Source organism: Rhodoblastus sp. 17X3 (assembly GCF_030056575.1).
GTDB lineage: Bacteria > Pseudomonadota > Alphaproteobacteria > Rhizobiales > Beijerinckiaceae > Rhodoblastus.
On sequence record NZ_JASHHX010000009.1, the window covers coordinates 41,084 to 67,395 of the forward strand.

At 64.5% G+C, this 26,312-nt stretch carries 28 protein-coding genes; 8 read left to right on the forward strand and 20 right to left on the reverse strand.

The window, feature by feature from the left end:
• Positions 1 to 3 precede the first annotated feature (3 nt).
• The 9 genes from QM467_RS10310 to QM467_RS10350 form a co-directional block, all read right to left on the reverse strand.
• Positions 4 to 1,443: a CpaF family protein gene (locus tag QM467_RS10310; protein WP_283366336.1), complete on the reverse strand. Its 1,440-nt coding sequence runs from the start codon at positions 1,441 to 1,443 to the stop codon at positions 4 to 6.
• Between the two features lie 56 nt (positions 1,444 to 1,499).
• Positions 1,500 to 2,750, reverse strand: coding sequence for an AAA family ATPase (locus QM467_RS10315; RefSeq protein ID WP_283366233.1), 1,251 nt, complete (start codon positions 2,748 to 2,750; stop codon positions 1,500 to 1,502).
• A 3-nt stretch (positions 2,751 to 2,753) separates the two neighbouring features.
• Positions 2,754 to 3,503: a CpaD family pilus assembly protein gene (locus QM467_RS10320; protein WP_283366234.1), complete on the reverse strand. Its 750-nt coding sequence runs from the start codon at positions 3,501 to 3,503 to the stop codon at positions 2,754 to 2,756.
• Positions 3,504 to 3,583: 80 nt separating this feature from the next.
• Complete coding sequence (locus QM467_RS10325; RefSeq protein WP_283366235.1) at positions 3,584 to 5,038, reverse strand: type II and III secretion system protein family protein; 1,455 nt, start codon at positions 5,036 to 5,038, stop codon at positions 3,584 to 3,586.
• Positions 5,039 to 5,087: 49 nt separating this feature from the next.
• Complete coding sequence (gene cpaB, locus QM467_RS10330; protein ID WP_283366236.1) at positions 5,088 to 5,897, reverse strand: Flp pilus assembly protein CpaB; 810 nt, start codon at positions 5,895 to 5,897, stop codon at positions 5,088 to 5,090.
• 196 nt (positions 5,898 to 6,093) lie between these two features.
• Positions 6,094 to 6,600, reverse strand: a complete 507-nt coding sequence (locus QM467_RS10335) for an A24 family peptidase (RefSeq protein WP_283366237.1) — start codon at positions 6,598 to 6,600, stop codon at positions 6,094 to 6,096.
• Positions 6,601 to 6,742: 142 nt separating this feature from the next.
• Positions 6,743 to 6,907: a Flp family type IVb pilin gene (locus QM467_RS10340; protein ID WP_283366238.1), complete on the reverse strand. Its 165-nt coding sequence runs from the start codon at positions 6,905 to 6,907 to the stop codon at positions 6,743 to 6,745.
• Positions 6,908 to 7,204: 297 nt separating this feature from the next.
• Positions 7,205 to 7,369, reverse strand: a complete 165-nt coding sequence (locus QM467_RS10345) for a Flp family type IVb pilin (RefSeq protein WP_283366239.1) — start codon at positions 7,367 to 7,369, stop codon at positions 7,205 to 7,207.
• Between the two features lie 296 nt (positions 7,370 to 7,665).
• Positions 7,666 to 7,830: a Flp family type IVb pilin gene (locus QM467_RS10350; protein ID WP_283366238.1), complete on the reverse strand. Its 165-nt coding sequence runs from the start codon at positions 7,828 to 7,830 to the stop codon at positions 7,666 to 7,668.
• A 419-nt stretch (positions 7,831 to 8,249) separates the two neighbouring features.
• Here QM467_RS10350 and QM467_RS10355 point away from each other — a divergent pair, with 419 nt between their 5' ends.
• The 3 genes from QM467_RS10355 to QM467_RS10365 all read left to right on the forward strand — a co-directional run bounded on the left by QM467_RS10355 (position 8,250) and on the right by QM467_RS10365 (position 10,245).
• A complete protein-coding gene (locus tag QM467_RS10355; protein WP_283366240.1) occupies positions 8,250 to 8,711 on the forward strand; it encodes a pilus assembly protein N-terminal domain-containing protein in 462 nt (153 codons plus the stop codon).
• A 131-nt stretch (positions 8,712 to 8,842) separates the two neighbouring features.
• A complete protein-coding gene (locus QM467_RS10360) occupies positions 8,843 to 9,472 on the forward strand; it encodes a TadE/TadG family type IV pilus assembly protein (protein WP_283366241.1) in 630 nt (209 codons plus the stop codon).
• 92 nt (positions 9,473 to 9,564) lie between these two features.
• The gene (locus tag QM467_RS10365; protein ID WP_283366242.1) at positions 9,565 to 10,245 is read left to right on the forward strand and encodes a TadE/TadG family type IV pilus assembly protein; all 681 of its coding nucleotides are present in this window, start codon (positions 9,565 to 9,567) and stop codon (positions 10,243 to 10,245) included.
• Positions 10,246 to 10,436: 191 nt separating this feature from the next.
• Here QM467_RS10365 and QM467_RS10370 read toward each other — a convergent pair whose 3' ends face one another.
• The 3 genes from QM467_RS10370 to QM467_RS10380 all read right to left on the reverse strand — a co-directional run bounded on the left by QM467_RS10370 (position 10,437) and on the right by QM467_RS10380 (position 12,060).
• Entirely contained in the window at positions 10,437 to 10,655 is a 219-nt protein-coding gene (locus QM467_RS10370; protein ID WP_283366243.1) for a hypothetical protein, read from the reverse strand.
• Between the two features lie 134 nt (positions 10,656 to 10,789).
• A complete protein-coding gene (locus QM467_RS10375) occupies positions 10,790 to 11,446 on the reverse strand; it encodes a uracil-DNA glycosylase family protein (RefSeq protein ID WP_283366244.1) in 657 nt (218 codons plus the stop codon).
• A 2-nt stretch (positions 11,447 to 11,448) separates the two neighbouring features.
• The gene (locus tag QM467_RS10380) at positions 11,449 to 12,060 is read right to left on the reverse strand and encodes a glutathione S-transferase family protein (protein WP_283366245.1); all 612 of its coding nucleotides are present in this window, start codon (positions 12,058 to 12,060) and stop codon (positions 11,449 to 11,451) included.
• Between the two features lie 167 nt (positions 12,061 to 12,227).
• Here QM467_RS10380 and QM467_RS10385 point away from each other — a divergent pair, with 167 nt between their 5' ends.
• Positions 12,228 to 13,772 (forward strand): sensor histidine kinase, encoded by a 1,545-nt coding sequence (locus QM467_RS10385; RefSeq protein ID WP_283366246.1) that lies wholly within the window; start codon positions 12,228 to 12,230, stop codon positions 13,770 to 13,772.
• Positions 13,773 to 14,074: 302 nt separating this feature from the next.
• Here the strand turns inward: QM467_RS10385 and QM467_RS10390 are convergent, their stop codons facing one another.
• The 3 genes from QM467_RS10390 to QM467_RS10400 form a co-directional block, all read right to left on the reverse strand.
• Positions 14,075 to 14,368 carry an HdeA/HdeB family chaperone gene (locus QM467_RS10390; RefSeq protein ID WP_283366247.1) on the reverse strand — a complete coding sequence of 98 codons (294 nt, stop codon included), beginning with the start codon at positions 14,366 to 14,368 and terminating at the stop codon, positions 14,075 to 14,077.
• 25 nt (positions 14,369 to 14,393) lie between these two features.
• On the reverse strand, positions 14,394 to 14,693 hold the full coding sequence (locus QM467_RS10395; RefSeq protein ID WP_283366248.1) for an HdeA/HdeB family chaperone: 300 nt from the start codon (positions 14,691 to 14,693) through the stop codon (positions 14,394 to 14,396).
• A 102-nt stretch (positions 14,694 to 14,795) separates the two neighbouring features.
• Positions 14,796 to 16,229, reverse strand: coding sequence for a DUF1254 domain-containing protein (locus tag QM467_RS10400; protein WP_283366249.1), 1,434 nt, complete (start codon positions 16,227 to 16,229; stop codon positions 14,796 to 14,798).
• 109 nt (positions 16,230 to 16,338) lie between these two features.
• Between QM467_RS10400 and QM467_RS10405 the strand changes: the two genes are divergently transcribed.
• Positions 16,339 to 17,373, forward strand: coding sequence for an AraC family transcriptional regulator (locus QM467_RS10405; protein WP_283366250.1), 1,035 nt, complete (start codon positions 16,339 to 16,341; stop codon positions 17,371 to 17,373).
• A gap of 203 nt (positions 17,374 to 17,576) precedes the next feature.
• Here QM467_RS10405 and cobT read toward each other — a convergent pair whose 3' ends face one another.
• Positions 17,577 to 18,608 (reverse strand): nicotinate-nucleotide--dimethylbenzimidazole phosphoribosyltransferase, encoded by a 1,032-nt coding sequence (cobT, locus tag QM467_RS10410; RefSeq protein ID WP_283366251.1) that lies wholly within the window; start codon positions 18,606 to 18,608, stop codon positions 17,577 to 17,579.
• Positions 18,609 to 18,745: 137 nt separating this feature from the next.
• Positions 18,746 to 19,717: a 4-hydroxy-3-methylbut-2-enyl diphosphate reductase gene (gene ispH / locus QM467_RS10415; RefSeq protein WP_283366252.1), complete on the reverse strand. Its 972-nt coding sequence runs from the start codon at positions 19,715 to 19,717 to the stop codon at positions 18,746 to 18,748.
• A gap of 209 nt (positions 19,718 to 19,926) precedes the next feature.
• Here ispH and QM467_RS10420 point away from each other — a divergent pair, with 209 nt between their 5' ends.
• Positions 19,927 to 21,795 (forward strand): cation:proton antiporter domain-containing protein, encoded by a 1,869-nt coding sequence (locus tag QM467_RS10420; protein ID WP_283366253.1) that lies wholly within the window; start codon positions 19,927 to 19,929, stop codon positions 21,793 to 21,795.
• Between the two features lie 398 nt (positions 21,796 to 22,193).
• Positions 22,194 to 23,576, forward strand: a complete 1,383-nt coding sequence (locus QM467_RS10425) for a glutamate--cysteine ligase (protein ID WP_283366254.1) — start codon at positions 22,194 to 22,196, stop codon at positions 23,574 to 23,576.
• Between the two features lie 35 nt (positions 23,577 to 23,611).
• On the opposite strand, the gene QM467_RS10430 is transcribed toward QM467_RS10425, so the two are convergent.
• The 3 genes from QM467_RS10430 to QM467_RS10440 all read right to left on the reverse strand — a co-directional run bounded on the left by QM467_RS10430 (position 23,612) and on the right by QM467_RS10440 (position 25,634).
• Entirely contained in the window at positions 23,612 to 23,902 is a 291-nt protein-coding gene (locus QM467_RS10430) for a hypothetical protein (RefSeq protein WP_283366255.1), read from the reverse strand.
• An 81-nt stretch (positions 23,903 to 23,983) separates the two neighbouring features.
• On the reverse strand, positions 23,984 to 24,733 hold the full coding sequence (locus QM467_RS10435; RefSeq protein ID WP_283366256.1) for a 16S rRNA (uracil(1498)-N(3))-methyltransferase: 750 nt from the start codon (positions 24,731 to 24,733) through the stop codon (positions 23,984 to 23,986).
• Positions 24,734 to 24,758: 25 nt separating this feature from the next.
• A complete protein-coding gene (locus QM467_RS10440; protein ID WP_283366257.1) occupies positions 24,759 to 25,634 on the reverse strand; it encodes a protein-disulfide reductase DsbD domain-containing protein in 876 nt (291 codons plus the stop codon).
• Between the two features lie 8 nt (positions 25,635 to 25,642).
• On the opposite strand from QM467_RS10440, the gene QM467_RS10445 reads away from it, so the two are divergent.
• Positions 25,643 to 26,311 carry a YqgE/AlgH family protein gene (locus tag QM467_RS10445; RefSeq protein ID WP_283366258.1) on the forward strand — a complete coding sequence of 223 codons (669 nt, stop codon included), beginning with the start codon at positions 25,643 to 25,645 and terminating at the stop codon, positions 26,309 to 26,311.
• The last annotated feature ends 1 nt before the right edge of the window (position 26,312 follow it).

Consider the following 26,312-nt stretch of genomic DNA (forward strand, 5'->3'; position numbering starts at 1 on the left):
GCTTTATTCCCTGACTTCGGAAGCGTCGAGAGCGGCGGCGAGGCGTTCTTCCTCGCCAAAATAGCGCGCGCGGTCCCAGAAGCGCGGACGTCCGATGCCGGTCGAACGATGACGGCCCTTCAGCTTGCCGTTGGCGTCCTCGCCGACGATGTCATAGAGGAACAGGTCCTGCGTGATGACCACGTCTCCTTCCAGCCCCATCACCTCGGTAATGTGGGTGATGCGGCGGGAGCCGTCACGGAGGCGCGCGGCCTGGACGATCACGTCCACCGACGACACGATCATTTCGCGGATCGTGCGCGGGGGCAGGGCGTATCCGCCCATGGTGATCATGGATTCGAGACGGCTGAGGGCCTCGCGCGGGGAGTTGGCGTGCAGCGTGCCCATCGAGCCGTCGTGGCCGGTGTTCATGGCCTGAAGCAGATCGAAGGCTTCAGGTCCGCGCACTTCGCCGACGATGATTCGCTCGGGGCGCATACGCAGGCAGTTCTTGACGAGATCGCGCATGGTCACGGCGCCCTGGCCTTCAAGGTTGGGCGGACGCGTTTCCAGTCGCACCACATGCGGCTGCTGCAATTGCAGTTCCGCGGCGTCTTCGCAGGTGATGACGCGTTCGTCGAGGTCGATGTAATTGGTGAGGCAATTGAGCAGCGTCGTCTTGCCGGAGCCCGTACCGCCCGAAATCAGCACGTTGCAGCGAACGCGGCCGATGACCTTGAGGATCTCGCTGCCTTCCGGCGAGATCGACCCGAAGCGGCAGAGCTGATCGAGGGTCAGCTTGTCCTTCTTGAATTTACGAATCGTGAGAGCGGGGCCGTCGATGGCGAGTGGCGGCGCGATGACGTTGACGCGGGAGCCGTCGAGCAGGCGGGCGTCGCAGATCGGCGAGGCTTCGTCGACGCGGCGGCCGACCTGGCTGACGATGCGCTGGCAGATGTTCATCAATTGCGCATTGTCGCGGAAGCGCACATTGGTCAGCTGGATCTTGCCGCTGACTTCGATGAAGGTGCGCGTCGCGCCATTGACCATGATGTCGGCGATGTCGTCGCGCGCGAGCAGGGGCTCCAGCGGGCCGTAGCCGAGAACGTCGTTGCAAATGTCCTCGAGCAGGTCTTCCTGCTCGGAGATCGACAGCACGACATTCTTGATCGCGATGATCTCATTGACGATGTCGCGGATTTCCTCGCGGGCGTTTTCGGAATCCAGCTTGGACAACTGCGACAGATCGATCGCCTCGATCAGGGCGCCGAAGATAAGGCTCTTGGTCTGGTAATATTCGTCCGAACGGCGCACTTCCGGCGCCGGCGGCGGCGGCGCGACAGGCGCGGGTGTTGCGGGCATGGAGGGAGTCCCGGCGGGAGCGAATACTGCTCCTGCGCTGGCGCTGGCCGGCGCCGGCGCGCGCGGCGCCGCGCTCTGATCGCCCGGACGCTTTCCAAACATCGCCATTCCCGTGCTCCCTGACTCTTACTTCACATCGGATGCGGACGAGGCTCTTTTCAGCCCTTGAAAACCGCCAGAAGCGGCGACAGCAAGCTCTTGCGCTCCCGCTTGACGGCGCTGCGGCCGGTGACCAGGCGGGCGAGATCGCTATAGATGGTCGCGACTTTCGCGCCGTCTTCGAGCTCCGCGATCATCTGGCCGTTATTGGCGGCGGTCCCGAACAGCTTGGCGTCGAAATTCACGATCGCCGCGAGCTCGGCCTCCACCGCCTTGGCGAAGTCGGCGGGCGAGATTTCGGGTCGCTTGGGCTGGCCGACGCCGTTTAGCACGATGCGCGGCGCCGGATCGTTGCGGCGGGCGGCGCGAAGATTGTCGAGCAGGCTCTTGGCGTTGCGCAGGCTGGCAAGCTCCGGCGAGGCGACGATGATCGCCTCGTCCGATGACGACAGCAGCCGGCGCGACCACGCGGTCCAGACGTGGGGCAGGTCGAGCACGATATAAGGCGTCGTCGCGCGGAGAATTTCGAGCAAGCCGTCGAAGGCGTTCTCCGGCAGGTCATAGGGGCGGTCGACCGTAGCCGGCGCGGCGAGGATCGAGAGCTTGTCGCTGCATTTCGACAACAGGCGGTCGACCAGGTTGGAGTCGAGGCGCTCGGGCGAGAAAATCGCCTCCGCGATGCCTTGCGGCGGATCCTGGTTGAAGTCGAGGCCAGTGGTCCCGAACGCCAGGTCGAGATCGGCGACGACCGTGGCGCTGTCGAGGTCGCGCGCGATCGACCAGGCGAGATTATGGGCGAGGCAAGAGGAGCCCACGCCGCCCTTGCTGCCCGCCACCGCGATGACGCGGCCCAACGGCGCCGCGAGATCGTGATGATAGAGCGACGAGAGCGCGGCGATGAACTCCATCACCCCGAACGGCTCGACCAGATAGTCGCTGACGCCACGCGCGATCAGCTCGCGATAAAGCGTGATGTCGTTCTGCCGGCCGACGACGATGACCTTGGTGCCGGAATCGCAGAATTCGGCCAGCGCTTCGAGTTGCTCCATCAGGTCGGAGCGCCCGGCGTTGGATTCGATCACAATGACGTTCGGCGTCGGCGATGTTCGGTAGGATTCCACGGCGGCGCCGGAGCCGCCCATGTTCACCTTGACGTGGGCCTTTTCCATGCGTCGGTCGTTGGCGGCCTCGGTGATGAGGGCCGCCAGTTCGACCGTTTCGCAGAAGGCCTGCAGCGAAATCCGCGGCATCGGCGCGATCGACGCCGTGTGCGGGGAGTGAGCGGGGGGATCGAGAGACTCGCTGGCCATGACTCAGTTTCCTAAACCGCTGATATTGGTGTTCTGGGTGGTCCAGGTCGTGCCGGGATCCTTGCCATGGCGCACGGCGTCGATGGCGCGGCCGATGATGTGCGAATCGGGGGGCGTCTCGGCGGCGGGGCCGACAAGGTCGCGCGGATCCGCGACCTGCGTCGCCACCATCTGTTGCGTGGCGCAGCCGAAATTCCAGTATTCGTTGTTCTGCCAGCCGTTGACCGAGCTGCCCGACGCCAGGTCGTTGGGCCATTGCCCGCAGCGTGAGGGCGTCTGCGCGACGATGGTGGAATAGGAGAGCCGCACGGGCGCCGCGAGCGCCGGATTGGCCACCGGATAGGAGGAAACGCTGACATAGCCATGAGCGCCGCCGGCTGCGAGCGCCCTGCGCAAGCCTGGCAGCGCCGCGCGCGCCTCGCCGCCGCTGGGGCCGCCCTGGGGCAAGGCGATGGCGATCTCGCCGGAGCCCTTGACGCGATATTCCTGCGCGAATTGCTTGACCTGCGCGCGGGTGCGCGGGTCCAGATCGCCGGCGCGCACCTCGGGAAGCACTTCCAGGCTGGCGTGGCCCTGCTTGAGTTCGATCGGATGCCGCACGCGGTAATCCTGGGGCCCGATCGAACTGGTCACGATGCGATCCGCGCCGGAACAGGCGGCGAGCGGCGCGGCCAGCGCCAGCAGCGCGACGAGTTTCCGTTTTGCGGCGAGCGGCCGGCGGGCTTTAGTCCGAAGGGGGCGAAGGTGCGACATGATGTGTCCGTCTCGATCGTTGCGCTTGCCGGAAAGCTTGGCTCCGGGCGCGTCCCTGAAGGGCGCGCGCCGGGCGCGGCTCAGTCGTGGATGAAGCCGACGCGGCCGTTCAGATGGCGGGCCGCTTCGGGGTTGTCGGTGGTCGAATAAAGCTTGTTCACGCGACCGAGCAGCCAGGCTTGCGGGTCGTTGGCGTCGGCGAAATTCTGGTCGGGCCGGGCGAGGGCGCTGGCGGGCACGGCCTTGACGAGATAGGGCGTGACGATGATCATCAGCTCCGTCTCCTTGCGCTGGTAGTCGCGCGAACGGAACAGGCCGCCGAGGATCGGCAGGTTCATCGCGCCCGGAACGCCGTTGATCGCCTGGTTGGAGCTGGATTCGATCAGGCCCGCCGTGGCGATCGAGCCGCCGGTGGGCAGTTCGACCGTGGTGTCGTGACGGCGGGTGCGGAAGCCGGGCACGACGGTGCCGCTGATCGAGGCCGAAGTCGCCGGGTCGATGTCCGAAACTTCGGTGGCGAGACGCAGCGAAATGCGGCCGGAGGCCAGCACGACCGGGGTGAAGTTCAGCGTGACGCCGTACATCTTGTAGGTCACGGAGGCGGCGCAGCTCGAGGACGTGCCGGAGCCGGTGCAGGTCGTGCCGGCGGAGATCGGCACTTCGCCGCCGACGGTGAACTTCGCGCTTTCGCCCGACGTGGCCGTGACGGTGGGCTCGGCGAGGGTGCGCGCGACGCCGTTGCGCTCGAAGGCGGTCAGGGTCTGGGTCAGCGACCAGGGGCCGCCGAACTTGGTCACGGTGTTGAGCGCGCCGTCGGTCAACGGGCCGCCGTTGATCGAGAAGGGATTTTGCTGCGTGAAGGTGCCCCAGTTGCCGGCCAGCGTCGAAGACGAAATGCCGAGCTGCTTGGCGATGTTGCGCTGGATTTCCGCGATGGTGACCTTGATCATCACCTGGTCCCGGCCCTTGACGGTGATGGCGTTGACCACCATGCCGGCGCCGGTCGCGCCGCCGACGCCGCCGGAGTTCTTGTTGACGCTGTCGACGAAGCCCTTGGCGATGTCGAGCGCGGTCTGCATGTCCCCGGGCGAATCGACTTCGCCGGTGAGGATGATGGAATCGTTCACGGTCCGCGCGACAATGCGCGCATTGGGCAGGGCGGTGCGGATGATGCTCTGCAATTCGCCGATGTCGCGGCCGATGGAAAGTTCAAGCGTGGCGATGCGGCGTCCCTGCTTGTCCATGGCGTAGATCGTGGTCTGCCCCGCAGTCTGGCCGATGATGTAGATCTTCCGCGCCGAGCGGACCACCGCATTGGCGACGGCGGGATTGCCGACGAAGATCTCGCCGGCGTCCGCGGGAAGGTCCACGATGATCGACTTGCCGACGCCCATGGTCACGCGGCGCACCGCGCTCGATCCCTGTAGGGCGACGACATCGTTGTCATAGGCCTGGGCGGGGCCCTGCATTGCCGGCGCGGCAAAGGCGAGCAACGCGACAAAACCTCCGACCAGCCTGGGGCGCATTATCTGCATCGTTTCTCACTCCTGGGCGGCGCCCTCTCAGGGGCGGGCCGCCGGTTCCTTATTTGCCGCGCGATTGGGTTGCGACGCCCGCGCGCACCACGGTGACGGCGCGGTTGTGATCTTCATGGGCGACCGACGCGGGCGCGTCGGCCTGCTGGCTGTCCTGCATCGAGCGCAGCACCAGCGAGAGCTGGCCAACACGCTGGGCCAGAACCACCGTCTCCGCTTGGCGCGGATCGAGCTCAAGCGTCGCGGTGACGCCGGAGGCGAAAGGCTGGCCGCCTTTTTCCTGGGCGTTCTGGCCGATGGCGAGCACGCGGACATTGGCGACCAGCGTTTCGCTGATGAAGGCGTCGCCGGAGCCGGTCTTGGCGGCGTCCTCGTCGCGATAGATGCGAATCACGTCGACGCGGTCATTGGGAAGGATGAATTTGCCGGCGGAATTGGCGCCATTGTCGTCGATCGTGATCGCCACGGCCCGAAAGCCGGGGTTGAGAATCGCGGAGAGGAAGCCCGAAGCGCCGCCTTTGAACAGTTTCTCGCGGCGAATCGGCTCGCCCTGGAGGAACGAGCCGCGCACGACCGATTCCTTGACCTCGTCCATCCCGTTCGGCGTCTCGGACTTGCGAATCACGCCCTGCGCCGCGGCGTTCCTGGGCCAATCCTGCCAGGCAAGGTCGCCGGGCTGGAGTACCGAACCGAAGTTGAGCTCGCGGGCGGCGACCAGCACCTGCTCCGTGGAGGCCGGCGGCGGCGCCTGGACGATCGGCGCGGGCATCGGCGGCTCGGGCCGCGACAGGACGAGATAGGTTGCGCCGAAGCCGGACGCCAGGACGACGCCTAGAAAGATGAGCCGGGCTTTTTTCATGGCTGGTTCAACGGTCCGCAAAGAGTCCCCGAATTGGGACGTTGACCGAATTGAAACAGTGAAACGTCAAATTAAGGTTAATGGAATTTCACGAATCTTAGACGCTTGGCAGAGGGGCGGAAAAAAAAGCATACGCCCCGCGTCAGGGCGGGGCGTCGAGGAGGCGTCATCGCGCGGCTTGCCGAATCAGCCGGGGTCAGCCGCTCAGCGTCGCAAGAAAGATCCGGGTTTCCGGGTAGAGAACGAGGCCTGCGGCGGCGAGCGCGACGCCATAGGGCACGCCGTTGTTCTTGTCGTGCAGGCGCATGATCCAGGCGCGCGCCTGCGCCCAGTTCGGCATCGGCAGGCGGCGGAACTGCAAGATGGCAAGCGTCAGGGCGCCGCCGAGCAGGGCCGAGCTGATACCATATTCGGCCAGATGGTCGAAGCCCATCCAGACCGCGGTCGTGGCGGCGAGCTTGGCGTCTCCGCCGCCGATCCAGCCAAAGGCGAACAGCGCGAAGGTGAGGGCGAGGACCGCCATGCCGCTGGCCAGATGGAGGCCGATCGTCGAAGCGGGAAGGCCCAGGAAAAGGGCGAGAACAATGAAGGCCGCGACGAGCAGGATCGAGATCCAGTTCGAGATCGTCATCGTGAACAGGTCGGAGAAGGCCGCATAGGCCATGAGGGCCGGAAAAATGACAATCGTCAGCGCGTCGAGCATGGGAGTCCCGCGATTGGAAAACGCCGGGATCATCGCGCCTTGCGATTACCCCTTCGTTACTGCGCGTCGGCGCGCGGAAAATAAAAAAGCCTCGGCGCTTGGCCGAGGCTTCTGATCTTCCGGCGGGGCCGAATCGACCGAATCAGTTCAGAGCGTTGGAGACCGAGTCGAACTTGGCGTTCAGCTTGGTGCCGACCGAGGTCAGGACGGTGATGCAGACGACCGAGATGAGGGCGGCGATCAGGCCATATTCAATGGCGGTGGCGCCGGACTGATCCTGAACGAAACGGGAGAAAAGCGACTTCATGACGTGCTCCATATGATCAGTTGTTCGCGCTGAAACGTGCTCGCGTCCTGCTGCGATGGAGCAACCCTATGCGGGGAGCGTCGCCAGTTCGTTAATTTCATCGGCGCAATTTGGTTAACGTCGCAAGGCGGTTAAGGGAGTTTGAACGAACCCGGAAAAAAGCGCGCCGACTGTCGCCGACGCGCGTGTCGCGGAGGCCGGCTACGCCAAAGAAAACGGCCCCGGAGCAAGCCGGGGCCGTTGTGCAAATCCTGTGGCGCTCTCGCCATCGCCGGGCGAAGGCGAGAAATTGCTCGATCAGTTGAGAGCGTTGGAGACCGAGTCGAACTTGGCGTTCAGCTTGGTGCCGACCGAGGTCAGAACGGTGATGCAGACGACCGAGATGAGGGCGGCGATCAGGCCATATTCAATGGCGGTGGCGCCGGACTGGTCCTGAACGAAACGGGCGAAAAGAGTCTTCATAGCGTGCTCCAGTAGATCTGTACCTCGCGCCGATACGTGCTCGCGTCTGGCTGCGATGGAGCAACCCTAGGGCGGAAAGCCTAGCCGTTTCGTTAATTTATTCGGCGCAAATGGGGCAACTCCGCAATGCAGTTAACGGAGCTTGAACGGGTCCGCGAAAAGGGAACGGGTTCGGCTCCGCCGCGTGGCAAGGCGGCCCGCCGCGCAAAAGAAAACGGCCCCGGAGGGAGCCGGAGCCGTTGTGAGACAGTCTGCGCTTCTTTCGCCTTCGCCGGACGAAGGCGACGATCGTGCGATCAGTTGAGAGCGTTGGAGACCGAGTCGAACTTGGCGTTCAGCTTGGTGCCGACCGAGGTCAGGACGGTGATGCAGACGACCGAGATGAGGGCGGCGATCAGGCCATATTCAATGGCGGTGGCGCCGGACTGGTCCTGAACGAAACGGGAGAAAAGCGACTTCATTTTGAACTCCTGACTAAGACCGTGTGAACGACGCGAATGACCTGCTCGGGAATGGCGTCGTTGAAGCCAGGTTAGGCGGCTCAGATTGCCGATGCGTTAACGCGAGGTCATCGGATGAGCTTGGGTTTTGTTATACTGAAGAAACTGCAAACGACTTCGCTAAAGGGGAGCGCCTCTGCGTCAGGCGTCTCTTCTTGCGCGATTTCGGCAGCGGCTCGCTCTTTCTTTCAGCCATATGAAATTTTGCGGATTCAGCCGCATTTGTTGCGGCCGCCCGCGCCGAAATTTAGCAATCGTTCACCAAGTCATGCCTAAATTGCCGCTTGATATTGACGCGCATGTGCGGGCGGAAGGTTCGCCGCGAGCCGTCGGCGTTCCGTGCGGGCGACTCGACGGGGTTTCGAATTCGGGAGAGGTTCATGCGTCTAAGCGCATTTCGTTCGATTGGCGGCGCGCTGGTTCTCGCCGGGCTCGTCGCGCAGTCCAGCGCCGTGGCGGCGACAGTCGATCTGGTCGTCGTCTCGGTCGACAAGGCGCGCGTCGCGCGCATTCCGGACAAGACTCAGACCCTTGTCATCGGCCAGCCGGGCATAGCCGACGTGACCATGCTCAAAAACAGCGGCATGGGCGTCATCACCGGAAAGAGCTTCGGCGAAACCAATCTGATCGCGCTCGACGGGCAGGGCAACCTGCTGGGAGAATGGACGATCCGGGTCGGGGGCGAAAACGCGGACCTGCTCGTGCAGAACGGCGTCAATCGCGAGAGCTACATTTGCGCGCCACATTGCCTGCCGACCATCGATCTGGCCGACGCCAAGACGGTCGCGGCGGATCGCGCGGCCGCGGTGACGGCCCATTCCAATTTTTCCGGTGGTAAATAAGCCGTTTGCGAATGCACGGCGATCAATTGCATCGCGTAACGCAATGGCAATCTCTCCGGTTGAAAATGCCTCGTCGGCCTGAGCTTTCCGACGGCGTTCGGAACATCGGGCAAGCCGATCGGGGATCATTGATGGAACAAACCGGATCGCAGCGCTGTGAAAAGCGCTCCAGAACCCTTGGCCTGCTTTCACGCTTCGCGCGGAGCCGCAAGGGCGTGACGGCGATCGAATTCGGAATGATCGGCATTCCGTTCCTTGGCCTGATTTGCGCGATTTTCGAGACGGCCTTTGTCTTTTTCACGCAGGAGACGTTCGACAACACGGTCAACAATGTCGCGCGCCAGGTGCTGGTCAATAATTTCCTGTCCTCGTCGACGCAGACCATGGCGTCGTTCAAGACCAATACGTTCTGCACGGGACTGCCGTCCATCATCAATTGCAGCAAGGTCACCCTGAACATCCAGGCCTTCGACCCCAAGACGACGACCTTCGCCAATGTCGCGTCCACGATCGGCAAGAACTGGTACAATAATCCGTCGACCAATGTGAATCTCGGTCAGCCGGGCTGGATCGTCCTGTTCCAGGCCTTCTATCCGATGCCGGTCTATCTCTCGATCCTGGTCGCCAGCGGTCCGACCAACAACGGCGCCGCCAATCTGCTCGGCCACAGCTCGAACACCGTCTATGCAAACCCCGCTACCGGCGGGACGGGCTTTGTCCACGCCATCTTCTCGACCGTTGTTTTCAGGAACGAGCCATGACGGGGCGCGAAAAGCACCTGGCTGCCCAAAAAAAAGGGATTTTCGCGGTCCTGCGTGACGTCGTCAAACGGCTGCGGCGCGGACAAGGCGGCATGGCGGCAGTCGAGTTCGCCCTGATCCTGCCGATGATGCTGGCGCTCTATTTCGGATGCGTCGTTCTGGCCCAGGGACTTGAAGTCAGCCGCAAGACGCAAGCGCTGTCGCGCACTCTGGCGGACCTGACTTCCCAGACCTTGCCCGCGACAGGCCAAAGCAATCCGATTCTCGCGGATACTGATTTCGTCAATTTTTTCGGCGCCTGGCAGGCCGTGCTTTATCCCTTCGTCAACGCCGGTTCGCCGAACATGACGATCACCGAGGTCATCTTCGACAATGTATCGAGCACCAACAGCAAATGCTGCGTCGCCAAGGTGCTCTGGAGCGTCAGCTCCGGCCCAAGCCCAACATTGCGGCAATGCGGAACTTTGACGCAATCCTCCAATGGCGTGAACAATCCCACCAGCATGCCGGCCGGGCTTTATCCGCCCGCCGTGGCCTCAGGCAACGCCACGGATTATTACATCATCGTGGCCGACGTGAGTTACACCTATGTGCCCTCGTTCGGTTTCACGCCCTTCGCCTGGAACAGCGCGCCCAATGGCGGCGCAGGCTACAGGATTAGCCAGACCACCTATATGGCGCCACGCATCAGTTCGACGGCCCAAATCAAGTGGACGCCGGGCGGGACGATTTCGGCATCGAATTACGTGACCTGCACGCCCAACATTCCATAGATGCGGCTGCAGCGTTTTGCGCCTTTTCGGCGCCGGTCCCTCAAGACAGATCGGAGCGCCTTTCGGCGCCGGTCTCTCAAAAAAGATCGGAGCGCCTTTTGGGCGCCAGTCCCTCAAAACAGATCGGGGCGCCCTTTGGGCGCCCCGTGAGCTTCTGAAAATCTCCGCCGCACCGCGAGAGCGGCCGGCCTTCAGGCGGCGTCGTCCTCGACCGTTTCGAATTGGTCGTCGGGAACGCCCCAGATGACGAGACCGGAGCCGAAGCGTACGTCCAGTCGGCGTCGGGTGACGCCAGTCGCGCGCAGCAAACCATAGCTGCACAAAACGGCGCCAAGCGCTTCGGACGGCAGATTCAGCTGCTGTTTCAACGGCGAGGCCGCTTTCAGACGAACTTTCTGACCAGCACGCATGAGATTTTTCCTTGCGGACATAGTCCAACTCGTTCGAGCTTGATTGCGCGAGCAAGGATTGATGAAAATCAATTCTATTGCCGCGCTGCAACATGGCAAGTTAATTCGCCACCAATTTAGGAAATATGTACTTTTTAAGGAGGCGGCGGGGCGTCGCGAGGCGGCAGCGCTTCGGCGACCAGCCTTCGCGCAAGCGGGACGATCTCGTCGTCGAACCATGGATTGCGTTTCAACCAGGCATTGTTGCGCCAGGACGGATGGGGCAAGGCCAGCAGGCGCGGCTTGCGGCCGGAGGCTTCGGCGCTGGCGCGCACGATCTCGGCGAGCGAGGCGCCTTTGGGCAAGGGGCGTCCGAGCCGCGCGAAATGATAGTCCTGCGCGGCCCGTCCGATGGCGAGAATGATCTCGATCTGCGGCATGAGGTCGAACAGGCTTTTGTGCCAGCGGGCGCGGCATTCGCGGCGCGGCGGCAGGTCGCCGCCCTTCGCGTCATGCCCCGGAAAGCAGAAGCCCATCGCCGCGACGGCGACTCGGGTCGAATCGTAAAATTCCGCCCGGCCGATTCCCATCCAGCCGCGCAGCCTTTCGCCGGAAGGGTCGTCGAAGGGCAGGCCGGAGCGATGGACGCGTACGCCGGGCGCCTGTCCCGCGATCAGCAGGCGCGCCGTGGACGAGACGCGCAGCACGGGGCGCGGCGGATGGGGGAGGGGCGGACCCTCCGGCGTTTCGCTGCAAATCCGGCAGTCGCGAATCTGCGCGACGAGCGCCGCCAGTTCCGCTTCCCGCGACATTGTCACGCCCCGGCGCTGGGGCGCGCCGAGACGTCCGCGCGCCACCGCGCGAAATGAACGAGTTCGTCCGGGAATTTTATGCGCGCCGGCCTGGCGAAGTCCGCGGCGACGAGGGCCGTGATGTCGGCGATGCTGAAGGCGTTTCCGGCAAGGTAGCGGCGATTGGCCAGTTCGGAATCTAGGAAACGCGCAAAGGCGATCGCGCGCGGCCGGTTCAGTTCGACCAGCTGCGGAATCTGCGGCTTCTCCATTTCGATCATGGCGGGGTGGCTGTGGCGGAAAGCCAGGGCGATGGGGAAGAGGAAGTCCAGTTCGGCGCGGCGCTGCCACATCTCTACCCGCGCCCTTTCCAGCGCGTCGCGCCCGAACAGCGGTGGATCGGGCTGGATTTCCTCGAAATAGCGGCAGATCGCGACAGATTCGCAGATGATCTCGCCCGAATCCAGCGCCAGCGCGGGAATGCGCCGCAAGGGATTGATCGCCGCATAGGCCGGATCGTTCTGCTGCAATTGGGCCAGGTCCACATTTTCCGTGGGGACGACGACGCCCTTCTCGGCGAGAAAGATGCGGACGCGGCGCGGATTGGGCGCCACAGGAGAATCATAGAGTTTCATGCGCCGCCCGAGGTTTGAAATTCCGTGGGAGGATGCCGCCGCCGCGCAAAGCTTGTCAATCTTGCGCCGGATTGGCGCCAAGTTTAGCGAATAAGTCAGCCGGTCATTAAGCTTTTTCGGGCAGTTTGGCGCATTGGCGCTAGCGCAGGCTCTGACCTTTCACGGGAATGTCCGAAGTCACCGCAGAAATGATCGCCCGAGGGCGCTTTGCAGACGGACGCTCCCCCGAGCGGCGCCGCATGGCTAATCATATGCGGGAGGCGCGCGAGCGGCTGACGTCGTCCGGCGCCGGCAACATCGTCTTCGATGTCGAGCTGCTTCGCCTCTATTGCAAGGGGCGCAAGGAAGCCATCGTGCCGCAGGCGCTGCTCAGCCTCGCCGTCGCCGCCATGACCTTGCTGTGGATGCCGCTGTCGCTGGTGGGCATATGGCTCGTCGGCGTGTTGAGCGTGCTTGGCCTCGGCTGGGCGCTGGCCGACCGTTTCCTGCGGCAGGGCGACGGCGCCCAGAAGGCGCGCAATTGGCAGGCGCGTTTCATCTGCGTGGAGGCGGCCAATGGACTGGCCTGGTCCTCCTTCGCACTGCTGATGAGCGGCGTTTCGGACCCTTGGGCGACCACCTATGTCATGGTCGTATTCATGCTTGCCGCCGCGATCCACACCGTGGTCACGGCCTTCCTGCCGGCAGCGGTTTATGCGGCGCTCGCGCCCAACGCGCTCGCCATCGTCCTTTACATGCGGCCGGCCAGCCTCTCAGGCCCCATCGCCCCGCTGACTCTGCTGGCCTGTGGCACCCTGTTCTATTTCGCCATCCTGTCGCGGCGCATCTATGCGAGCCAGCTCGACAGGCTGGCGATCCAGGGCGAGAAGGACGCGCTGATCGCGGAACTGGAGCAGGCGAAGTCCAATTCCGACGAGGCGCGGCGCCGCGCGGAGGAGGCGAGCCTCGCCAAATCGCGCTTCCTGGCCACAATGTCGCATGAATTGCGCACGCCGCTGAACGCCATCCTCGGCTTTTCCGAAGTGATGAAGAGCGAATTGTTCGGCCCCCACGCGGTCGACGCCTATCGCGATTATTCCAACGACATCCACAACAGCGGCCAGCATCTGCTGATGCTCATCAACGAAATCCTCGATCTCTCGCGCGTCGAGGCCGGGCGCTACGAGCTGAAGGAAGAGGCCGTCCTCATCGCCGGCGTGATCGAGGATTGCCGGCACCTTCTGACGCTGCGCGCACGGAAGCGCGGCGTGACGATGAGCGAGATCATCGAGCCGAACATGCCGCGTATCTGGGCCGACGAGCGCGCCGTGCGCCAGATCGCGCTTAATCTCCTGACCAACGCGATCAAATTCACGCCGCAGGGCGGCCAGGTCACGATCAAGGCCGGCTGGACCATGGCGGGCGGGCAATATTTCTCGGTCAAGGACACCGGCCCCGGCATTCCCGAAGAGGAAATCCCGATCATCATGTCCTCGTTCGGGCGCGGCTCGACGGCGCAGAAAAACGCCGACGAGGGCACCGGTCTCGGACTGCCGATCGTCAAGGGGCTGGTCGAGCTGCATGGCGGAACCTTCACCCTGCGTTCAAAATTGCGCGAGGGCACGGAAGTCATCGTCGTTTTCCCGCCGGAGCGCGTGATGTCGGCGCTGCCGCAGTTCAATCAAGGCTCCGAGCCGCCGGAAAGGCAGCGCGGCGCACGCGGAGCCGCGTGAGGGGAAGCGTCCAGTGGCGTCGGCCGCCTCCACGCCGGTTCCGAATTCAGGCTGGCGACCTCGCCGCTCCATCTCAATGAGGTCTCGATCGATCAGGGCGGCAAGCTGCGTGTGCTGCGCTCGGGCGTGGATATCGAGGCTTACGCCGCCGAAGTCGCGCCGGAAGGCGGCCTTACACGCGCAGCACCGGAAGGAACGCGCTCTGCGGCGCCGGAAGCCACGCCGGCGAAGATGAAGGAACTCGGCAAGGCGGGTTGGGCCGCGACGGATCGCGGCCCTGCGCCCGAAGGCGCCGGCTCGGATCAGTGCGCTTCTTTCATGAACGAGGCGAGGAATGGCTCGGTCTTGTGTTCCCTGCAATATTTGAAGATGACGTCCGTATTGCGCTTGGCGTAATTCGACTGGAACATATTGAGGTTCTTGGAGGCGCTGTAATAGCCGCCCGCCCAGGAGCCGATGAGGAGCTGCCGATCGGGATCGGCGTCCAGGAATTGCTGGCAGGTGATCTGGTCCATCTGAATCAGAACCTGCGCCGACGCGGGCCTGGCTGCAAAAGCCGCGAAAAGAGCGGCAGCGACGAGAAAATTGCGCTTCATTCGGTTTCTCCCAATCCCAAAAAGGTTATTTGGCTCCGCCGGTGGCGGCCTGCAGACCGCCCATCACCGAATCCTTCGGATTCGACGCGCACCATTTCTTTACGTTGGCGACATTGCGGGCGTAGGCGTCGAGATCGACCGTGGTATAGCCCTTCTTCTGGTTGAACCAGCCGCTCATCCAGGCGGAAAACACCTTTTCCATGCCCGGCGTCATCGCCAGGTAATCGGCGCACGTGATCGCGCCCATGTCGATCTCGACCTGCGCGCGTGTCATGGACGGCGCAAACATCGTCGCCAGCGCCAGAACGATTGCCGTTTTTTTCATGTGTGTGCTCCTGATTCGAAAGTCATTGTGAAAGTGTCGATGACGTGGAGCTCGCCCCGCATCCCGGCCCGACGCCGGAATGGGCGACCAGCTCGGCTCCGCCTAATTTGCGACCGTGACCGGCGGGATCGCCCAGCTGCCGTCGAGGATCGACGGGTCCGCCGGGTTCGGCCAATACAGGCGCAGCATGAGCTGGAACTTGCCTGCCGGAGCCGGCAGCCAGTTCGATTCCTTGTTCGCGCCCGGCGAGTCGTGCTGGATATAGAGATCGACCGTACCGTCAGGATTGGTCTTGAGGTTCTGTCGGGCGCTGATCGAATAGCGGTTGATCGGATTGGCGACGAAGAAATAATTCTCGTCATACATGGTCAGCGACCAGAAGCCCTTGGCCGGCGGCAGCTGGCCCTTGGGGAAATGCATGACATATTTGTTGGCGCCGTCATATTTGCGCCCGATGATTCCGCCGCCTGATTTGGTCGACATGGGATAGACGGCGTCTTCCGGCCGGTTGGCGCCAAGGCCGACCGCGGTGACGAGCGCGCGCTGGGCGTAATCCACGCCATAGACGCCCATGTTCGTGCTGTAGAGCCAGCCATTGACCCGCTTGAAATCGCCGCCAGTCACGAAATGCAGCATGATCTTGTCGAAGGCGATTTTCGGCACGCGGTTCAGCACCGCCGGATCGGCGGCGGAGGGATCAAAATCCTTGCCGGGAACGACGCCGACCTGCGCCAGCCTGGGCAGGACCGGGGCGTCGGCTTCCGCCGGCGGATTGGTTTTCAGCAATTCCGCCAGCAGCTTGAAATAATCGATGCCGCTCAGGTCGTTGACCTGATCGCGCACCGCCTTCTTCATGTCGATGGACGGGTCGGCCATGCCGGCGGGCGGGGTCCAGTCCTTGCCCCAGGCGCTCAGCGGGACGATCTTGCACTGGTCCTGCAGGGCGTGGACGGCGGCGTAGTCCTCGGGCGTGCCGGTGCAATAGATTCGGCCGAGCAGCCAGACGATGGCGGTCGGCGATTTATATTCGACGACGCCCGCGGGCAGCGTTCCCTTCCAGCCGGGCCCCGTGATGGCGTAGGTCTGCCCGCCGGTCCCGGTGGTGCGGGAACCGGGAACCTGGAATACATTGGTCCAGCCGTCGAGCATCGGGAACAGGAAATAGCGGCCCTTCATGTCCGGAATGCTCAGGACCCACGGCTCCTCGCCGACATCCACCCAGCCGGTGGTATAGAGCGTGTCGGCATTGGGCGCGGTCACGTCGCGATAGCTGGCGTCGGGATAAGAGCGCATGCGCACGAACTGGCCCATCGGCGCGCGGGTCGCCTCCGCCGCCGCGACATTGGTCATGACGCGCCGGGTCATTTCCATCGTCACCAGCGGATAGCCGTAGATATAGGCCTCGACGCCGGCGCGAAAATCCTCGATGTCTCCGCTCAACTCGCTGAGCAGGCCTTCCGCATGGACTGAGGTGAGTGCCTGGCCGGCGCCGAGGGCGCCAAGCGAAATCACCATTGAACGTCGTGAAACCTTCATGTTCGCTCCTTTGACCGCGCCGCCTTATTTTATTAGCGTAGCGCTTGAGCCGGACGTTACACTTATCCGCGAACAGGTGTTTCTCAGTTTCCGACAAGACGCATTGAAAATGAAGCATTCTAACGACGCGCCCCTGCAACAGGCTCAGGCGCTCTGCGGAGCGCTGGACCAGCTCCGCGAGCTGGGCGTCGATCCGCGCGAGGCCTGCGCCGGACTGGCGTTCGGCGAGCAGGATTTGACGCCAGATGCAATGATTCCGTTCGGCGATGCCGTCGCATTTCTGGAAAATTGCCAAAGATTGACGGGACTGGAGCAATTCGGGCTGCTCGCCGGCGCGCGCGGCGACCATCGTTCGTTCGGCGCAATTGGACAACTCATGGATGTCGCGCCGACGCTCGGTCACGCCATACGCGATTTTCTCGGCGTTCAGGTCGGCATATCGCTCGGCGCCACGACCTATTGTTACGCGCTCGGCGAATGCATCGCGCTTGGCTACGCCATTTTTGAGCGGCACCACCCCAGCGCAATTCAGGTTTACGGTCTGACCATGGCAGTCGGCGCAAACATGGTTCGTGCGCTGACAGGAGGCGATGTCAGTCCGCTCGAAATTCATTTCTGCCACAGGCCGCCGGCCGATCCCGGCGTTTATCGGCAGGTTCTGAAAACGAAAGTGCTTTTCGATCAGTATCAATCCTGCCTGATCCTGAAGCGCGAAGATCTGGAGCGGCCCAATCCACGCGCCGATGCGCCGCGTCACGCTGCGCTTGGGGCGCAGCTAAGGGCGTCTTTCCTCGGCGCCGCCGCGACTCCGGGGGTCGTGCTCCGTCATTTGATCAAGCCGCTTGTCCTGCAGGGCGCGCCGTCGTTCAACGACGTCGCCAGGAATCTCGACATGCACCCCCGCAAGCTGAATCGGCGGCTCTTGGACGAAGGAACCTCGTTCATCGAAATTCGCGATGAAGCTCGTTTCCGGCTCGCCCAGGAGCTTCTCGCCCTCACCGACCTGCCGATCGGCGAGATCGCGTCCGCGCTGTCCTATTCAGGGCATGGCAGTTTCGTGCGCGCGTTCAAGAAGAGATCCGGCAAGACGCCATCGCAGTGGCGTGAGGAATACGCCGTCGGCGCGCGCGGCGAAGACGCGTGAAACATCTGCGCCAAAGGCCCCCTGTTTTGCTCTTTGCCGCCATTCCAGGATGAACGCTTATTGCCGCTTCGGGTCGACTTGGGACGATCGCCGAACATCCTGCGGATGACGGCTTCGAGCCGACTGCGGCCATCCGGCGGGGAGCGCCGGGGGGGGGAGATTGCGCCTACTTGCAGCTGGCCCCGAGATACGAGAGCCGCGCCTCACGCGCCCTTGTTGTCGACGCCGGCCGACGAGAATGTCGCCATGTCCTTGTGGCAAGCGACCGCCGCCTTGACCAGGCCGATGGCGAGCGCCGCGCCGGAGCCTTCGCCGAGCCTCATGCCGAGATCGAGCAGCGGCTTCTTGCCGAGCCGTTTCAGCACTTCCGCATGGGCGGCTTCCGCCGAGGCATGGCCGGCGAGGCAATGGTCAATGCTTGACGGGTCGAGCGCGTGCAGAACTGCCGCCGCCGCGCAGACCACATAGCCGTCGAGCAGCACCGGCGTGCGCTCCATGCGCGCCGCGAGAATGGCGCCGGCCATGGCCGCGACCTCGCGCCCGCCAAGGCGGCGCAACAGTTCGAACGGATCGTCGAGATGGTCGCGGTGCAAGGCGACCGCGCGCCGCACGGCGTTGGCCTTGCGCGCCAGGCCTTCGTCATTGACGCCCGTGCCGCGCCCGACCCAATCTTCCGCCTCGCCGCCATAGAGCGCGTAATAGATGGCCGCGGCGATGGTGGTGTTGCCAATGCCCATTTCGCCGAGCGCCAGCAGGTCGGCGCCGCCGGCGATCGCCTCCATGCCATAGGCGATGGTCGCGGCGCATTCGCGCGCCTCCATTGCCGGCGCCTCGGTGATGTCCTTGGTCGGCAGGTTGAGCGCGAGTTCGAACACTTTCAGCCCGGCGCCATTGACGGCGCAGATCTGATTCACGGCCGCGCCGCCCGCGGAGAAATTCTTCAGCATCTGCGCGGTGACGCTGGCCGGATAGGGCGAGACGCCCTGTGCGACGACGCCGTGATTGGCGGCGAACACCACCACGGTCGGCCGCTCGGCGGTCGGCTCGGCGCGGTCCTGCCAGGCGGCGAGCCACTCGACGATCTCCTCAAGCCGGCCGAGCGCGCCCGGCGGCTTGGTCAACTGCGCGTCGCGGGCGCGCACGGCGGCGACGGCTTCGGCGGAGGCGACGGGCATTTGCGCGAGCAGGGCGCGGAAGGCGTCGAAAGGATGTTCGGCGGAGGAGTTCGTCTGCATGGTCTTTCGCGGAGTCTTGCGCCGCGCCGGAGGCGCCGCGCGGTCATGAAGCGTTGTGCCGAAACGTAAAAGGGCGGCACGGTCGGTGACCCTTGCGCCGCCCTTGAGACATTCCGGCTGAACCGGCTTTGGGCCGGTCAGGCGACTTTTTCGCGCAGGGTGCGCGGCAGCGGGAAGGATACGTCTTCCGTGGCAGTGGTGATGGTGTCGATCACCAGCTCGAATTTTTCGCCGACGGCGTCGAGAATTTCCTCGACTAGCACTTCCGGCGCCGAGGCGCCGGCGGTGACGCCGAGCGAGGCGACCCCTTCCAGCTGGCTCCAGTCGATGTCGGTGGCGCGCAGGACGAGTTGGGCGCGGCGGCAGCCGTTGCGCTCGGCCACTTCCTTGAGGCGCTGCGAATTGGAGGAATTGGGCGAGCCGACCACGATGAAGGCGTCCACCTTGTGGGCGATTTCCTTGACCGCTTCCTGGCGGTTGGTGGTGGCGTAGCAGATGTCCTGCTTATGCGGCCCCGCGATCTGGGGATATTTTTCCTGCAGGGCGTTGACCACTTCCTGCATGTCGTCCACCGACAAAGTGGTCTGGGTGACATAGGCGATCGGTTCGTCGGCCGGGAAGGGCAGCGCGGCGACGTCTTCCGGACTTTCCACCAGCACCACCGCGCCTTCGGGCAGCTGGCCCATGGTGCCGATGACTTCCGTGTGGCCCTTGTGGCCGACCAGCACGACCTTGCGGCCGCGCCGATAATGGATCTCCGCCTCGCGATGGACCTTGGTCACCAGCGGGCAGGTGGCGTCGATCGCGAGCAGCTTCCGGCTTTCGGCCTCGACCGGCACGGCTTTCGGGACGCCATGGGCCGAAAACACGACGGGAGCGCCATTGTCCGGCACTTCGTCCAACTCTTCGACGAAGATCGCGCCCTTGCGCTTGAGGCCCTCGACAACATAGCGGTTGTGGACGATCTCGTGGCGCACATAGACGGGCGCGCCGAATTTGCGCAGGGCGTGTTCGACAATGTCGATCGCGCGCACGACGCCGGCGCAGAAGCCGCGCGGCGCGCAAAGAAAGACGTTCAGACGGGGCTTCAGAGTGGGCGTGGCGCTCATCCGGGGACCTCTAGGGACAGGTCTGGGACCTCTAAGGACGGGTCTTGGCTGAAAAATCTTGTGGGCGCGGGGCGCGGCGATGTCAAGCGCGGGCCGGGGGCGAAACGGCTTCCCGCGCCGCGCTTTCGCCTCTATCCTTGCCTAAGGCATCGCCGGCGCGCGGCGAATCGCCGCCATGATCTGAACCTCCTGCGGGCCACATGCCGGAAATGAGCAGCGAGACGAGCTTTCTCGTCCCGATCCTGATTCTTCTCGCCGCCTCGATCGTGTTTGCGGCGTCCTTCCGCTTCGCGGGGCTCGGCTCCGTCATCGGCTATCTCGTCGCCGGCATCGCCATTGGCCCCTCGGGCCTCGGGCTGATCGCCGAGCCGAAGATGACGCTCAACATTTCCCAACTCGGCGTCGTGCTGCTGCTCTTTCTGATCGGCCTGTCGCTCAAGCCCCAGCGGCTCTATGCCTTGCGGCGCGACATCGGGCTGATCGGCGTCAGCCAGATGGTGCTGACCGCCGGGCCTCTGGCCTATGCCGCACACAAATTCCTGAATCTCGGCCTGTTCGGCGCCCTCGCGGCGGGTCTGGCGCTGGCCTTTTCCGCCACCGCCATCGCCATGCAATTGCTGGAGGAGCGCGGCGACGCGCAAACGGCCTACGGCCGGCGCGCCTTCGCGGTCCTGCTGGCGCAGGATATCGCCGTCGCGCCCGCTTTGGCCCTGATTCCGCTGCTCGGCGGCGGGGCGGCCGGCGCCGCGTCCTCGCTGGCCGGTTCGATGCACGACGCGCTGATCAATCTGTCGCAGGCCTTCGCGGCGCTGGCTTTCGTCATTCTCGCCGGCCATTACGCCCTCAACCCGCTGTTCCGCGTGCTGGCGCGGGCCGGCGCGCGCGAAATCCTCACGGCGGCGGCCTTGTTTATCGTGCTCGGCGCGGCGGTGCTGATGCAGGCGGTCGGCATGTCGATGGCGCTGGGCGCCTTTCTCGCGGGCCTGCTGCTGTCGGAGTCCAATTTCCGCCATCAGCTCGAAGCCGATATCGAACCGTTTCGCGGCCTGCTGATGGGCCTGTTCTTCATGTCGGTCGGCATGTCGGTGGACGCCCATCTGGTCGGGGCGCGGCTCGGGCTGCTCGCGGGCGCGGCGCTGGCCATTCTCTGCGCAAAAATGGCCATCGTCTTCATTCTGTTCCGGCTGACAGGCTCGACCTCGCGGGAATCGCTCAGCGCCGCCGGAATCCTGACGCCGGCGGGCGAATTTTCCTTCGCCATTTTCCCGCTCGCGGCTGCGGCCCATCTGATGCCGCAGGCGGATTCCAGCCTGTTGTCGGCGCTCGCCGCGATCACCATGGTCGCCGGGCCCTTTTTCGCCAAGGGCGTGGAGTATTTCGCGGCCCGGTTCGAAAGCCGCCATCCGCCCGAACCGGAAGGCGCGGTCGAGCCGCCGCCGCCGTCCGTTCCCAAGGAAAAGCGCGGAAAGGTGCTGGTGGTCGGCTTTGGCCGCTTCGGGCAGATCTCGGTGCAGCCTCTGCTTGCCGAGCGCATCGACGTCACCGTGATCGATTCCTCGGTCAAGCGCATCCGCGACGCCGGCAAGTTCGGCTTCAAGGTCTATTTCGGCGACGGCTGCAGGCTCGACGTGCTGCGCGCGGCGGGCGCCGGCGAGGCGCGGATCATCGCCATTTGCGTTGGCGACCGCGACATCGCCAACGCCATTGTCGCCCTGGCGCGCGACAATTTCCCGACGGCGAAGATTTTCGTGCGCGCCTATGACCGCATTCACGCCATCGACCTGCTCGACAGGGGCGTTGATTACCAGATCCGCGAAACGCTCGAATCGGCGCTGACCTTCGGCGGCGCGGCGATCGCGGAAATTCGCGGCGATCCCGACGCCGCCCGCGAGGCCGTGGACGCGGTGCGCCTGCGCGATCTCGACCGGCTGGCGATCCAGAAGGCGGGCGGCGCGCCGCCGCCCTTCTTCGCGCCCGACCAGCCGCGCTTCAATCCCGAGCCGCTGGTCAAGCCGGCCAGCAAGTCGAAGGGGCTGACGCCGGAAAGCCAGACGATCGTCGATCAGGCCTCCGACTGACGCCAGATCAGGTGAGGCGGCCGGCTTCTTATAAATCTCAGGAAGCGGGATTGGCTCTTGTCTGGCGCGAAACCTGCTTGTATCGAGCGGCCTCCGGCGCATTCCCGCGCCGGAGGGGTCGAACGCCCGGCTGGCTTGCTGCTCTCTCCAGAAATGCAAAGCCGATTTTTCCGGGCGCGGACAGGCTGCGATTGCAGCTTCCGCCGCATCGTCCTATCTAGTGCATCGTCGGAGGGGAAAAGGCTGCGCTGCGCGCGACCGCATCCTGGGGCGTCGACCGCCCCGATGAGGAGCGCGCAAAACGGAATGGAACTGGACGGCGCCGCCCGGCGCATTCCAGGCATTTTGCGCCAGTTCCCGACCCTCCCCGACCTTGAGACCCCGTTTGAAAGCCGGACATGGCCCGTGACCTAGTCGATGAAAACCGCATCTCGTCGCGCGACGAACTGGTCGGATGGTTTGAGGCCGGGTGCAAGCCGCAGGGGCCGTTCCGCATCGGGACGGAGCATGAGAAGATTCCATTCTATCGCTTGGGCCATGCGCCCGTGCCCTATGATGGACGTCCCGACGGACGCGGGGGCATTCGCGCGCTGATGGAAGGCCTGCGCGCGTCAAGCGGCTGGGAGCCGATCGAGGACGGCGACGCGCTGATCGGACTTTTCGATCCGCAAGGCGGCGGCGCCATTTCGCTCGAGCCGGGCGGGCAATTCGAATTGTCGGGCGCGCCGCTTGACAATGCGCACCAGACGGGCGCTGAGCTTGAGGCGCATTTCGCGGCGCTCGCGCCGATTTGCGAAAAGCTCGGCCTCGCCTTTCTCGATCTTGGCATGAGCCCGCTGTGGCGGCGCGACGAGACGCCGGTCATGCCGAAGCAGCGCTATCAGATCATGGCGCGCTACATGCCAAAGGTCGGAAAGCTCGGCCTCGACATGATGTTCCGCACTTCGACCGTGCAGACCAATATTGATTTCGGCTCCGAAGAGGACATGGTCGCGAAACTGCGGCTGGCCCTGAGCCTGCAGCCTTTGTTCACTGCGCTTTTCGCCAATTCGCCCTTCACGGACGGCAAGCCCAACGGCTTCCAGTCGATGCGCTCGCAGATCTGGACCGATACGGACGCCGACCGCACGGGCATGTTGCCCTTCGCCTTCGAGCCGGGAATGGGCTTCGAGCGCTATGTCGATTACGCCCTCGACGTGCCGCTCTATTTCGTCAAGCGCGGCGACGTCTATCACGATGTCGCGGGGGCCTCGTTCCGCGACCTGCTGGCGGGCAAGTTGCCGCAATTGCCGGGCGAATTCGCAACGATCTCCGATTGGGCAAACCATCTTTCGACCATTTTCCCCGAAGTGCGGCTCAAGCGTTATATGGAGATGCGGGGCGCCGACGTCGGCCCGCGCGCCCACATCCTCGCCTTTACCGCGCTGTGCGCCGGCCTGTTCTACGACAAGGAGTCCAGCGCGGCGGCCTGGGAACAGGTGAAGGGCTACAGTGTCGGCGATCGCGCGGCGTTGCGGGCGGCGGTCCCGCGCGAGGGGCTTGCGGCGCGGATCGGCGGGCGCAGCCTGCTGGAGCTTGCGCGCGAAATTCTTCCCCTGGCGCGGTCCGGACTCGTGCGCCGTCGTCGGTTCGACGCCGAGGGGCGCGATGAAACGATTTATATCGATGTCCTGGAAGAGATCGCCGCGCGCGGGGAAAATCTCGCCCAGAAGCGGCTGGCCCTGTTTCACCGGGCCTGGAAGGGCGATATCGCGCCCGCCTTTGAAACCTGCGTGTATTAATCGACGCTTGCGGTCTTACACGCCCCCGAGCTTCCTTACATGCCCCCGAGATTCATGGGGCGCAGGCGCAGGCGGCCGCGCGGCTCGACGATCTCGGCGTTGCCGGCCATGTAATTCATATGCGCGGGCGCCGAAGCGGCGGGCCGGGCGGCGGGTATGTGCGTTTCGCCGGTCGTGATCGGCGGGGGGAGCGCGAGCGGCGCGCTGAGCCGGAGTTGATTTTCGGCCGCCACGGAGGCGGCTGCGCCCAAAAATGGGCTGAGAGCGAGCACAGCGCAGGCGATCAGGTGAATTGGGGCCGACTGTTCTTGCTTTTTGGCGGTCATCCCGAATCTCTCTGGAAAGGGTCGCCTTTTTGACCCCAACATGATGGCGACATCATGTCGCGCGGGTTGGCCGCGCCCCGATCAGCCGCGCCAGTCGCCCAGCGTGGCCTGGACGAGAGCCAAAGCGGCGACAGCAGCCGTGTCGGCGCGCAGAACGCGCGGCCCCAGCGACAGGCGGGCGACCGGCGCGACGCGGGCGAGAGCTCCCCTTTCCGCCTCGTCGAAGCCGCCCTCGGGCCCGATCAGCACGGCGAATTTCTGGAAGCCTGCGCCAGCCCGGCGCAGGGCGTCGAGCGGATCGGCGATCTCCGCCGCCTCGTCGCAGAAGATCAGCAGCCTGTCTTCAGGCCAGTTGTGTAAGATGGCGTCGAGTTTCTGCTCCTCCAGCACCTCGGCGAGCGCAAGCAGGCCACATTGCTCCGCTGCCTCGACGACATTCGCGCGCATGCGTTCGAGATTGATCCGGCTGGCCTGGGTGCGCCGGGTCAGCGCCGGACGCAGCCGCCGCGCGCCCATTTCCACCGCCTTCTGGGCCATGTAGTCGAGCCGGGCGTGTTTCAGCGGCGCGAAGATATAGTCGAGATCGGGCAGGTTTTCCTGCGGACGGCTCTGCTCCTCGATGCGCAAGGACGCGGATTTCTTGCCTTGCGGAGCGAGCGCCGCGCGCCACTCGCCGTTGCTTCCGTTGAAGACGAGCAGCCGCGCGCCTTCGCCGAGACGCAGGACATTAACCAGATAATTGGTCTGTTCGCGCGTCAACTCGATGGTCGCGCCCGCCTGGAGCGGGGCGCCGACGCAAAGGCGATGGCTGGTGAAATCCAGTCGCGACATGGCGGCAGAATCCGTTTCGTATGGTTCAGTTGCTGGCGGCGGGCAGGGCGAGGTCAAATTCGGCGGGGGCGGGGCCGGAAACGGTGATCCGCAGCGGCAGGTCCGGCCGCTTCTTCTTGCCGGGGTGCTGGGCGAGGGTCAGAAGGAAGGCGTTTTTCTCCTTATCCGGCCGCACGTCGAAATAGAAGCCCGTCGGCGGCTCGACGAACAGGTCGCGCGCGTCAGCGTTGATTTTCACCTGCCATTGCGGCTTCCCGCTCGCGGGCGGCGCCGGCGCCGCGACCGCGAAGCTCGCGGCCGCCTCGCCTTCGAGAATTTTCGGAATCTGCCGCAGGGAATCGTCGAGCAGTTGGCTTTCGGCCTCGCGCGGCTGCGGCGGCAGGGACAGGCTCAACTGCGCATGGGCGGGAATGCAGATCTTCTCGCAGGCGGCGTAATCGAGCTTCAGCGCCAAAGTCATCGGCTTTTTGGGATCGACGGGCGCGATCCGGATGGGAAAGAGGACCTCGCCGCGATAGCCGAAAACCTGATTGCCGTCCTCGTCGATCCGCTCAGGCTGAGGATAGACCACGTCCGCCTCGGCGACATTGTCCGATCCGGCGAAATCGAAGGTCGGCGGAACGCCGGCCTCGCCGGGATCCCGCCAATAGGTCACAGCCGCGCCGGAGAGGCGGATTTGCGCTCCGGCATATCGGGCGCCATCATGAATCCCGCCATCGACCAGCCGCGCCTGGGATTTCGGCCCCGAGACCCAATCCGCGGCAAGAGTTGGGGCGTAAAAGGCGCTTGCGAGGGCGAGGGCCGCCGCCGCGAGAGAGAGGGCCGCCGCCGCGAGGGCGACAGGCGTCGCACGACCCGACCGGAAAGTGCGAAACGTTTTGGCTTCCCTTTGCGCGGCCATCCTTTAGCATGTCTCCTCAGTCTGCGTGCTGCGCCGGCGTCCGGCTTGGGACGCGGAAGGGCAGCGGGAAGGTTGCGAAAGTGAACAAAGCCGGGCCAGGACCATTTCTCGAAGGCAAATGTCTTGTGGCCATGCCCAGCCTGCAAGACGATTATTTCGTGCGGTCGGTCATCTATATCTGCGCCCATTCCGAGGAAGGGGCCATGGGCATTATCGTGAATCATCCCGCCCACGGCGTCAATTTCGTCGATCTGCTGCTTCAACTCAAGGTGATCGGCTCGCAGGACACGCCGCGATTCGCCGAAACCATGGGCCGGCATCGCGTTCTCGCCGGCGGGCCGGTGGACGCCAGCCGGGGCTTCGTGCTGCATTCGCCGGATTATCGCGCCGAGGAGGCCACGTTGTTGATCGACGACAGCGTCTCCATGACGGCGACGCTCGATGTTTTGCGCGCCATCGCGCAGGGCGACGGGCCGGAAAAGGCCGTTCTGGCGCTGGGCTATGCCGGGTGGTCGCCAGGCCAGCTCGAAAAGGAGATTCTGGCCAATAGCTGGATGATTTGCCCGGCCGATTCGTTCCTGCTGTTCGATCCCGAGCACGAGACGAAATATGAGCGGGCTTTGGGCGCGATCGGCGTCGATCTGCGCTTCCTCGCCGACGACGCCGGTCACGCCTGAC

Excerpts from the sequence above, each read along its gene's own strand:
- QM467_RS10310 (WP_283366336.1), bottom strand. The coding sequence starts at position 1,443 with ATGTTTGGAAAGCGTCCGGGCGATCAGAGCGCGGCGCCGCGCGCGCCG.
- QM467_RS10315 (WP_283366233.1), bottom strand. The coding sequence starts at position 2,750 with ATGGCCAGCGAGTCTCTCGATCCCCCCGCTCACTCCCCGCACACGGCG.
- QM467_RS10320 (WP_283366234.1), bottom strand. The coding sequence starts at position 3,503 with ATGTCGCACCTTCGCCCCCTTCGGACTAAAGCCCGCCGGCCGCTCGCC.
- QM467_RS10325 (WP_283366235.1), bottom strand. The coding sequence starts at position 5,038 with ATGCAGATAATGCGCCCCAGGCTGGTCGGAGGTTTTGTCGCGTTGCTC.
- cpaB (WP_283366236.1), bottom strand. The coding sequence starts at position 5,897 with ATGAAAAAAGCCCGGCTCATCTTTCTAGGCGTCGTCCTGGCGTCCGGC.
- QM467_RS10335 (WP_283366237.1), bottom strand. The coding sequence starts at position 6,600 with ATGCTCGACGCGCTGACGATTGTCATTTTTCCGGCCCTCATGGCCTAT.
- QM467_RS10340 (WP_283366238.1), bottom strand. The coding sequence starts at position 6,907 with ATGAAGTCGCTTTTCTCCCGTTTCGTTCAGGATCAGTCCGGCGCCACC.
- QM467_RS10345 (WP_283366239.1), bottom strand. The coding sequence starts at position 7,369 with ATGAAGACTCTTTTCGCCCGTTTCGTTCAGGACCAGTCCGGCGCCACC.
- QM467_RS10350 (WP_283366238.1), bottom strand. The coding sequence starts at position 7,830 with ATGAAGTCGCTTTTCTCCCGTTTCGTTCAGGACCAGTCCGGCGCCACC.
- QM467_RS10355 (WP_283366240.1), top strand. The coding sequence starts at position 8,250 with ATGCGTCTAAGCGCATTTCGTTCGATTGGCGGCGCGCTGGTTCTCGCC.
- QM467_RS10360 (WP_283366241.1), top strand. The coding sequence starts at position 8,843 with ATGGAACAAACCGGATCGCAGCGCTGTGAAAAGCGCTCCAGAACCCTT.
- QM467_RS10365 (WP_283366242.1), top strand. The coding sequence starts at position 9,565 with ATGGCGGCAGTCGAGTTCGCCCTGATCCTGCCGATGATGCTGGCGCTC.
- QM467_RS10370 (WP_283366243.1), bottom strand. The coding sequence starts at position 10,655 with ATGCGTGCTGGTCAGAAAGTTCGTCTGAAAGCGGCCTCGCCGTTGAAA.
- QM467_RS10375 (WP_283366244.1), bottom strand. The coding sequence starts at position 11,446 with ATGTCGCGGGAAGCGGAACTGGCGGCGCTCGTCGCGCAGATTCGCGAC.
- QM467_RS10380 (WP_283366245.1), bottom strand. The coding sequence starts at position 12,060 with ATGAAACTCTATGATTCTCCTGTGGCGCCCAATCCGCGCCGCGTCCGC.
- QM467_RS10385 (WP_283366246.1), top strand. The coding sequence starts at position 12,228 with ATGTCCGAAGTCACCGCAGAAATGATCGCCCGAGGGCGCTTTGCAGAC.
- QM467_RS10390 (WP_283366247.1), bottom strand. The coding sequence starts at position 14,368 with ATGAAGCGCAATTTTCTCGTCGCTGCCGCTCTTTTCGCGGCTTTTGCA.
- QM467_RS10395 (WP_283366248.1), bottom strand. The coding sequence starts at position 14,693 with ATGAAAAAAACGGCAATCGTTCTGGCGCTGGCGACGATGTTTGCGCCG.
- QM467_RS10400 (WP_283366249.1), bottom strand. The coding sequence starts at position 16,229 with ATGAAGGTTTCACGACGTTCAATGGTGATTTCGCTTGGCGCCCTCGGC.
- QM467_RS10405 (WP_283366250.1), top strand. The coding sequence starts at position 16,339 with ATGAAGCATTCTAACGACGCGCCCCTGCAACAGGCTCAGGCGCTCTGC.
- cobT (WP_283366251.1), bottom strand. The coding sequence starts at position 18,608 with ATGCAGACGAACTCCTCCGCCGAACATCCTTTCGACGCCTTCCGCGCC.
- ispH (WP_283366252.1), bottom strand. The coding sequence starts at position 19,717 with ATGAGCGCCACGCCCACTCTGAAGCCCCGTCTGAACGTCTTTCTTTGC.
- QM467_RS10420 (WP_283366253.1), top strand. The coding sequence starts at position 19,927 with ATGAGCAGCGAGACGAGCTTTCTCGTCCCGATCCTGATTCTTCTCGCC.
- QM467_RS10425 (WP_283366254.1), top strand. The coding sequence starts at position 22,194 with ATGGCCCGTGACCTAGTCGATGAAAACCGCATCTCGTCGCGCGACGAA.
- QM467_RS10430 (WP_283366255.1), bottom strand. The coding sequence starts at position 23,902 with ATGACCGCCAAAAAGCAAGAACAGTCGGCCCCAATTCACCTGATCGCC.
- QM467_RS10435 (WP_283366256.1), bottom strand. The coding sequence starts at position 24,733 with ATGTCGCGACTGGATTTCACCAGCCATCGCCTTTGCGTCGGCGCCCCG.
- QM467_RS10440 (WP_283366257.1), bottom strand. The coding sequence starts at position 25,634 with ATGGCCGCGCAAAGGGAAGCCAAAACGTTTCGCACTTTCCGGTCGGGT.
- QM467_RS10445 (WP_283366258.1), top strand. The coding sequence starts at position 25,643 with ATGTCTCCTCAGTCTGCGTGCTGCGCCGGCGTCCGGCTTGGGACGCGG.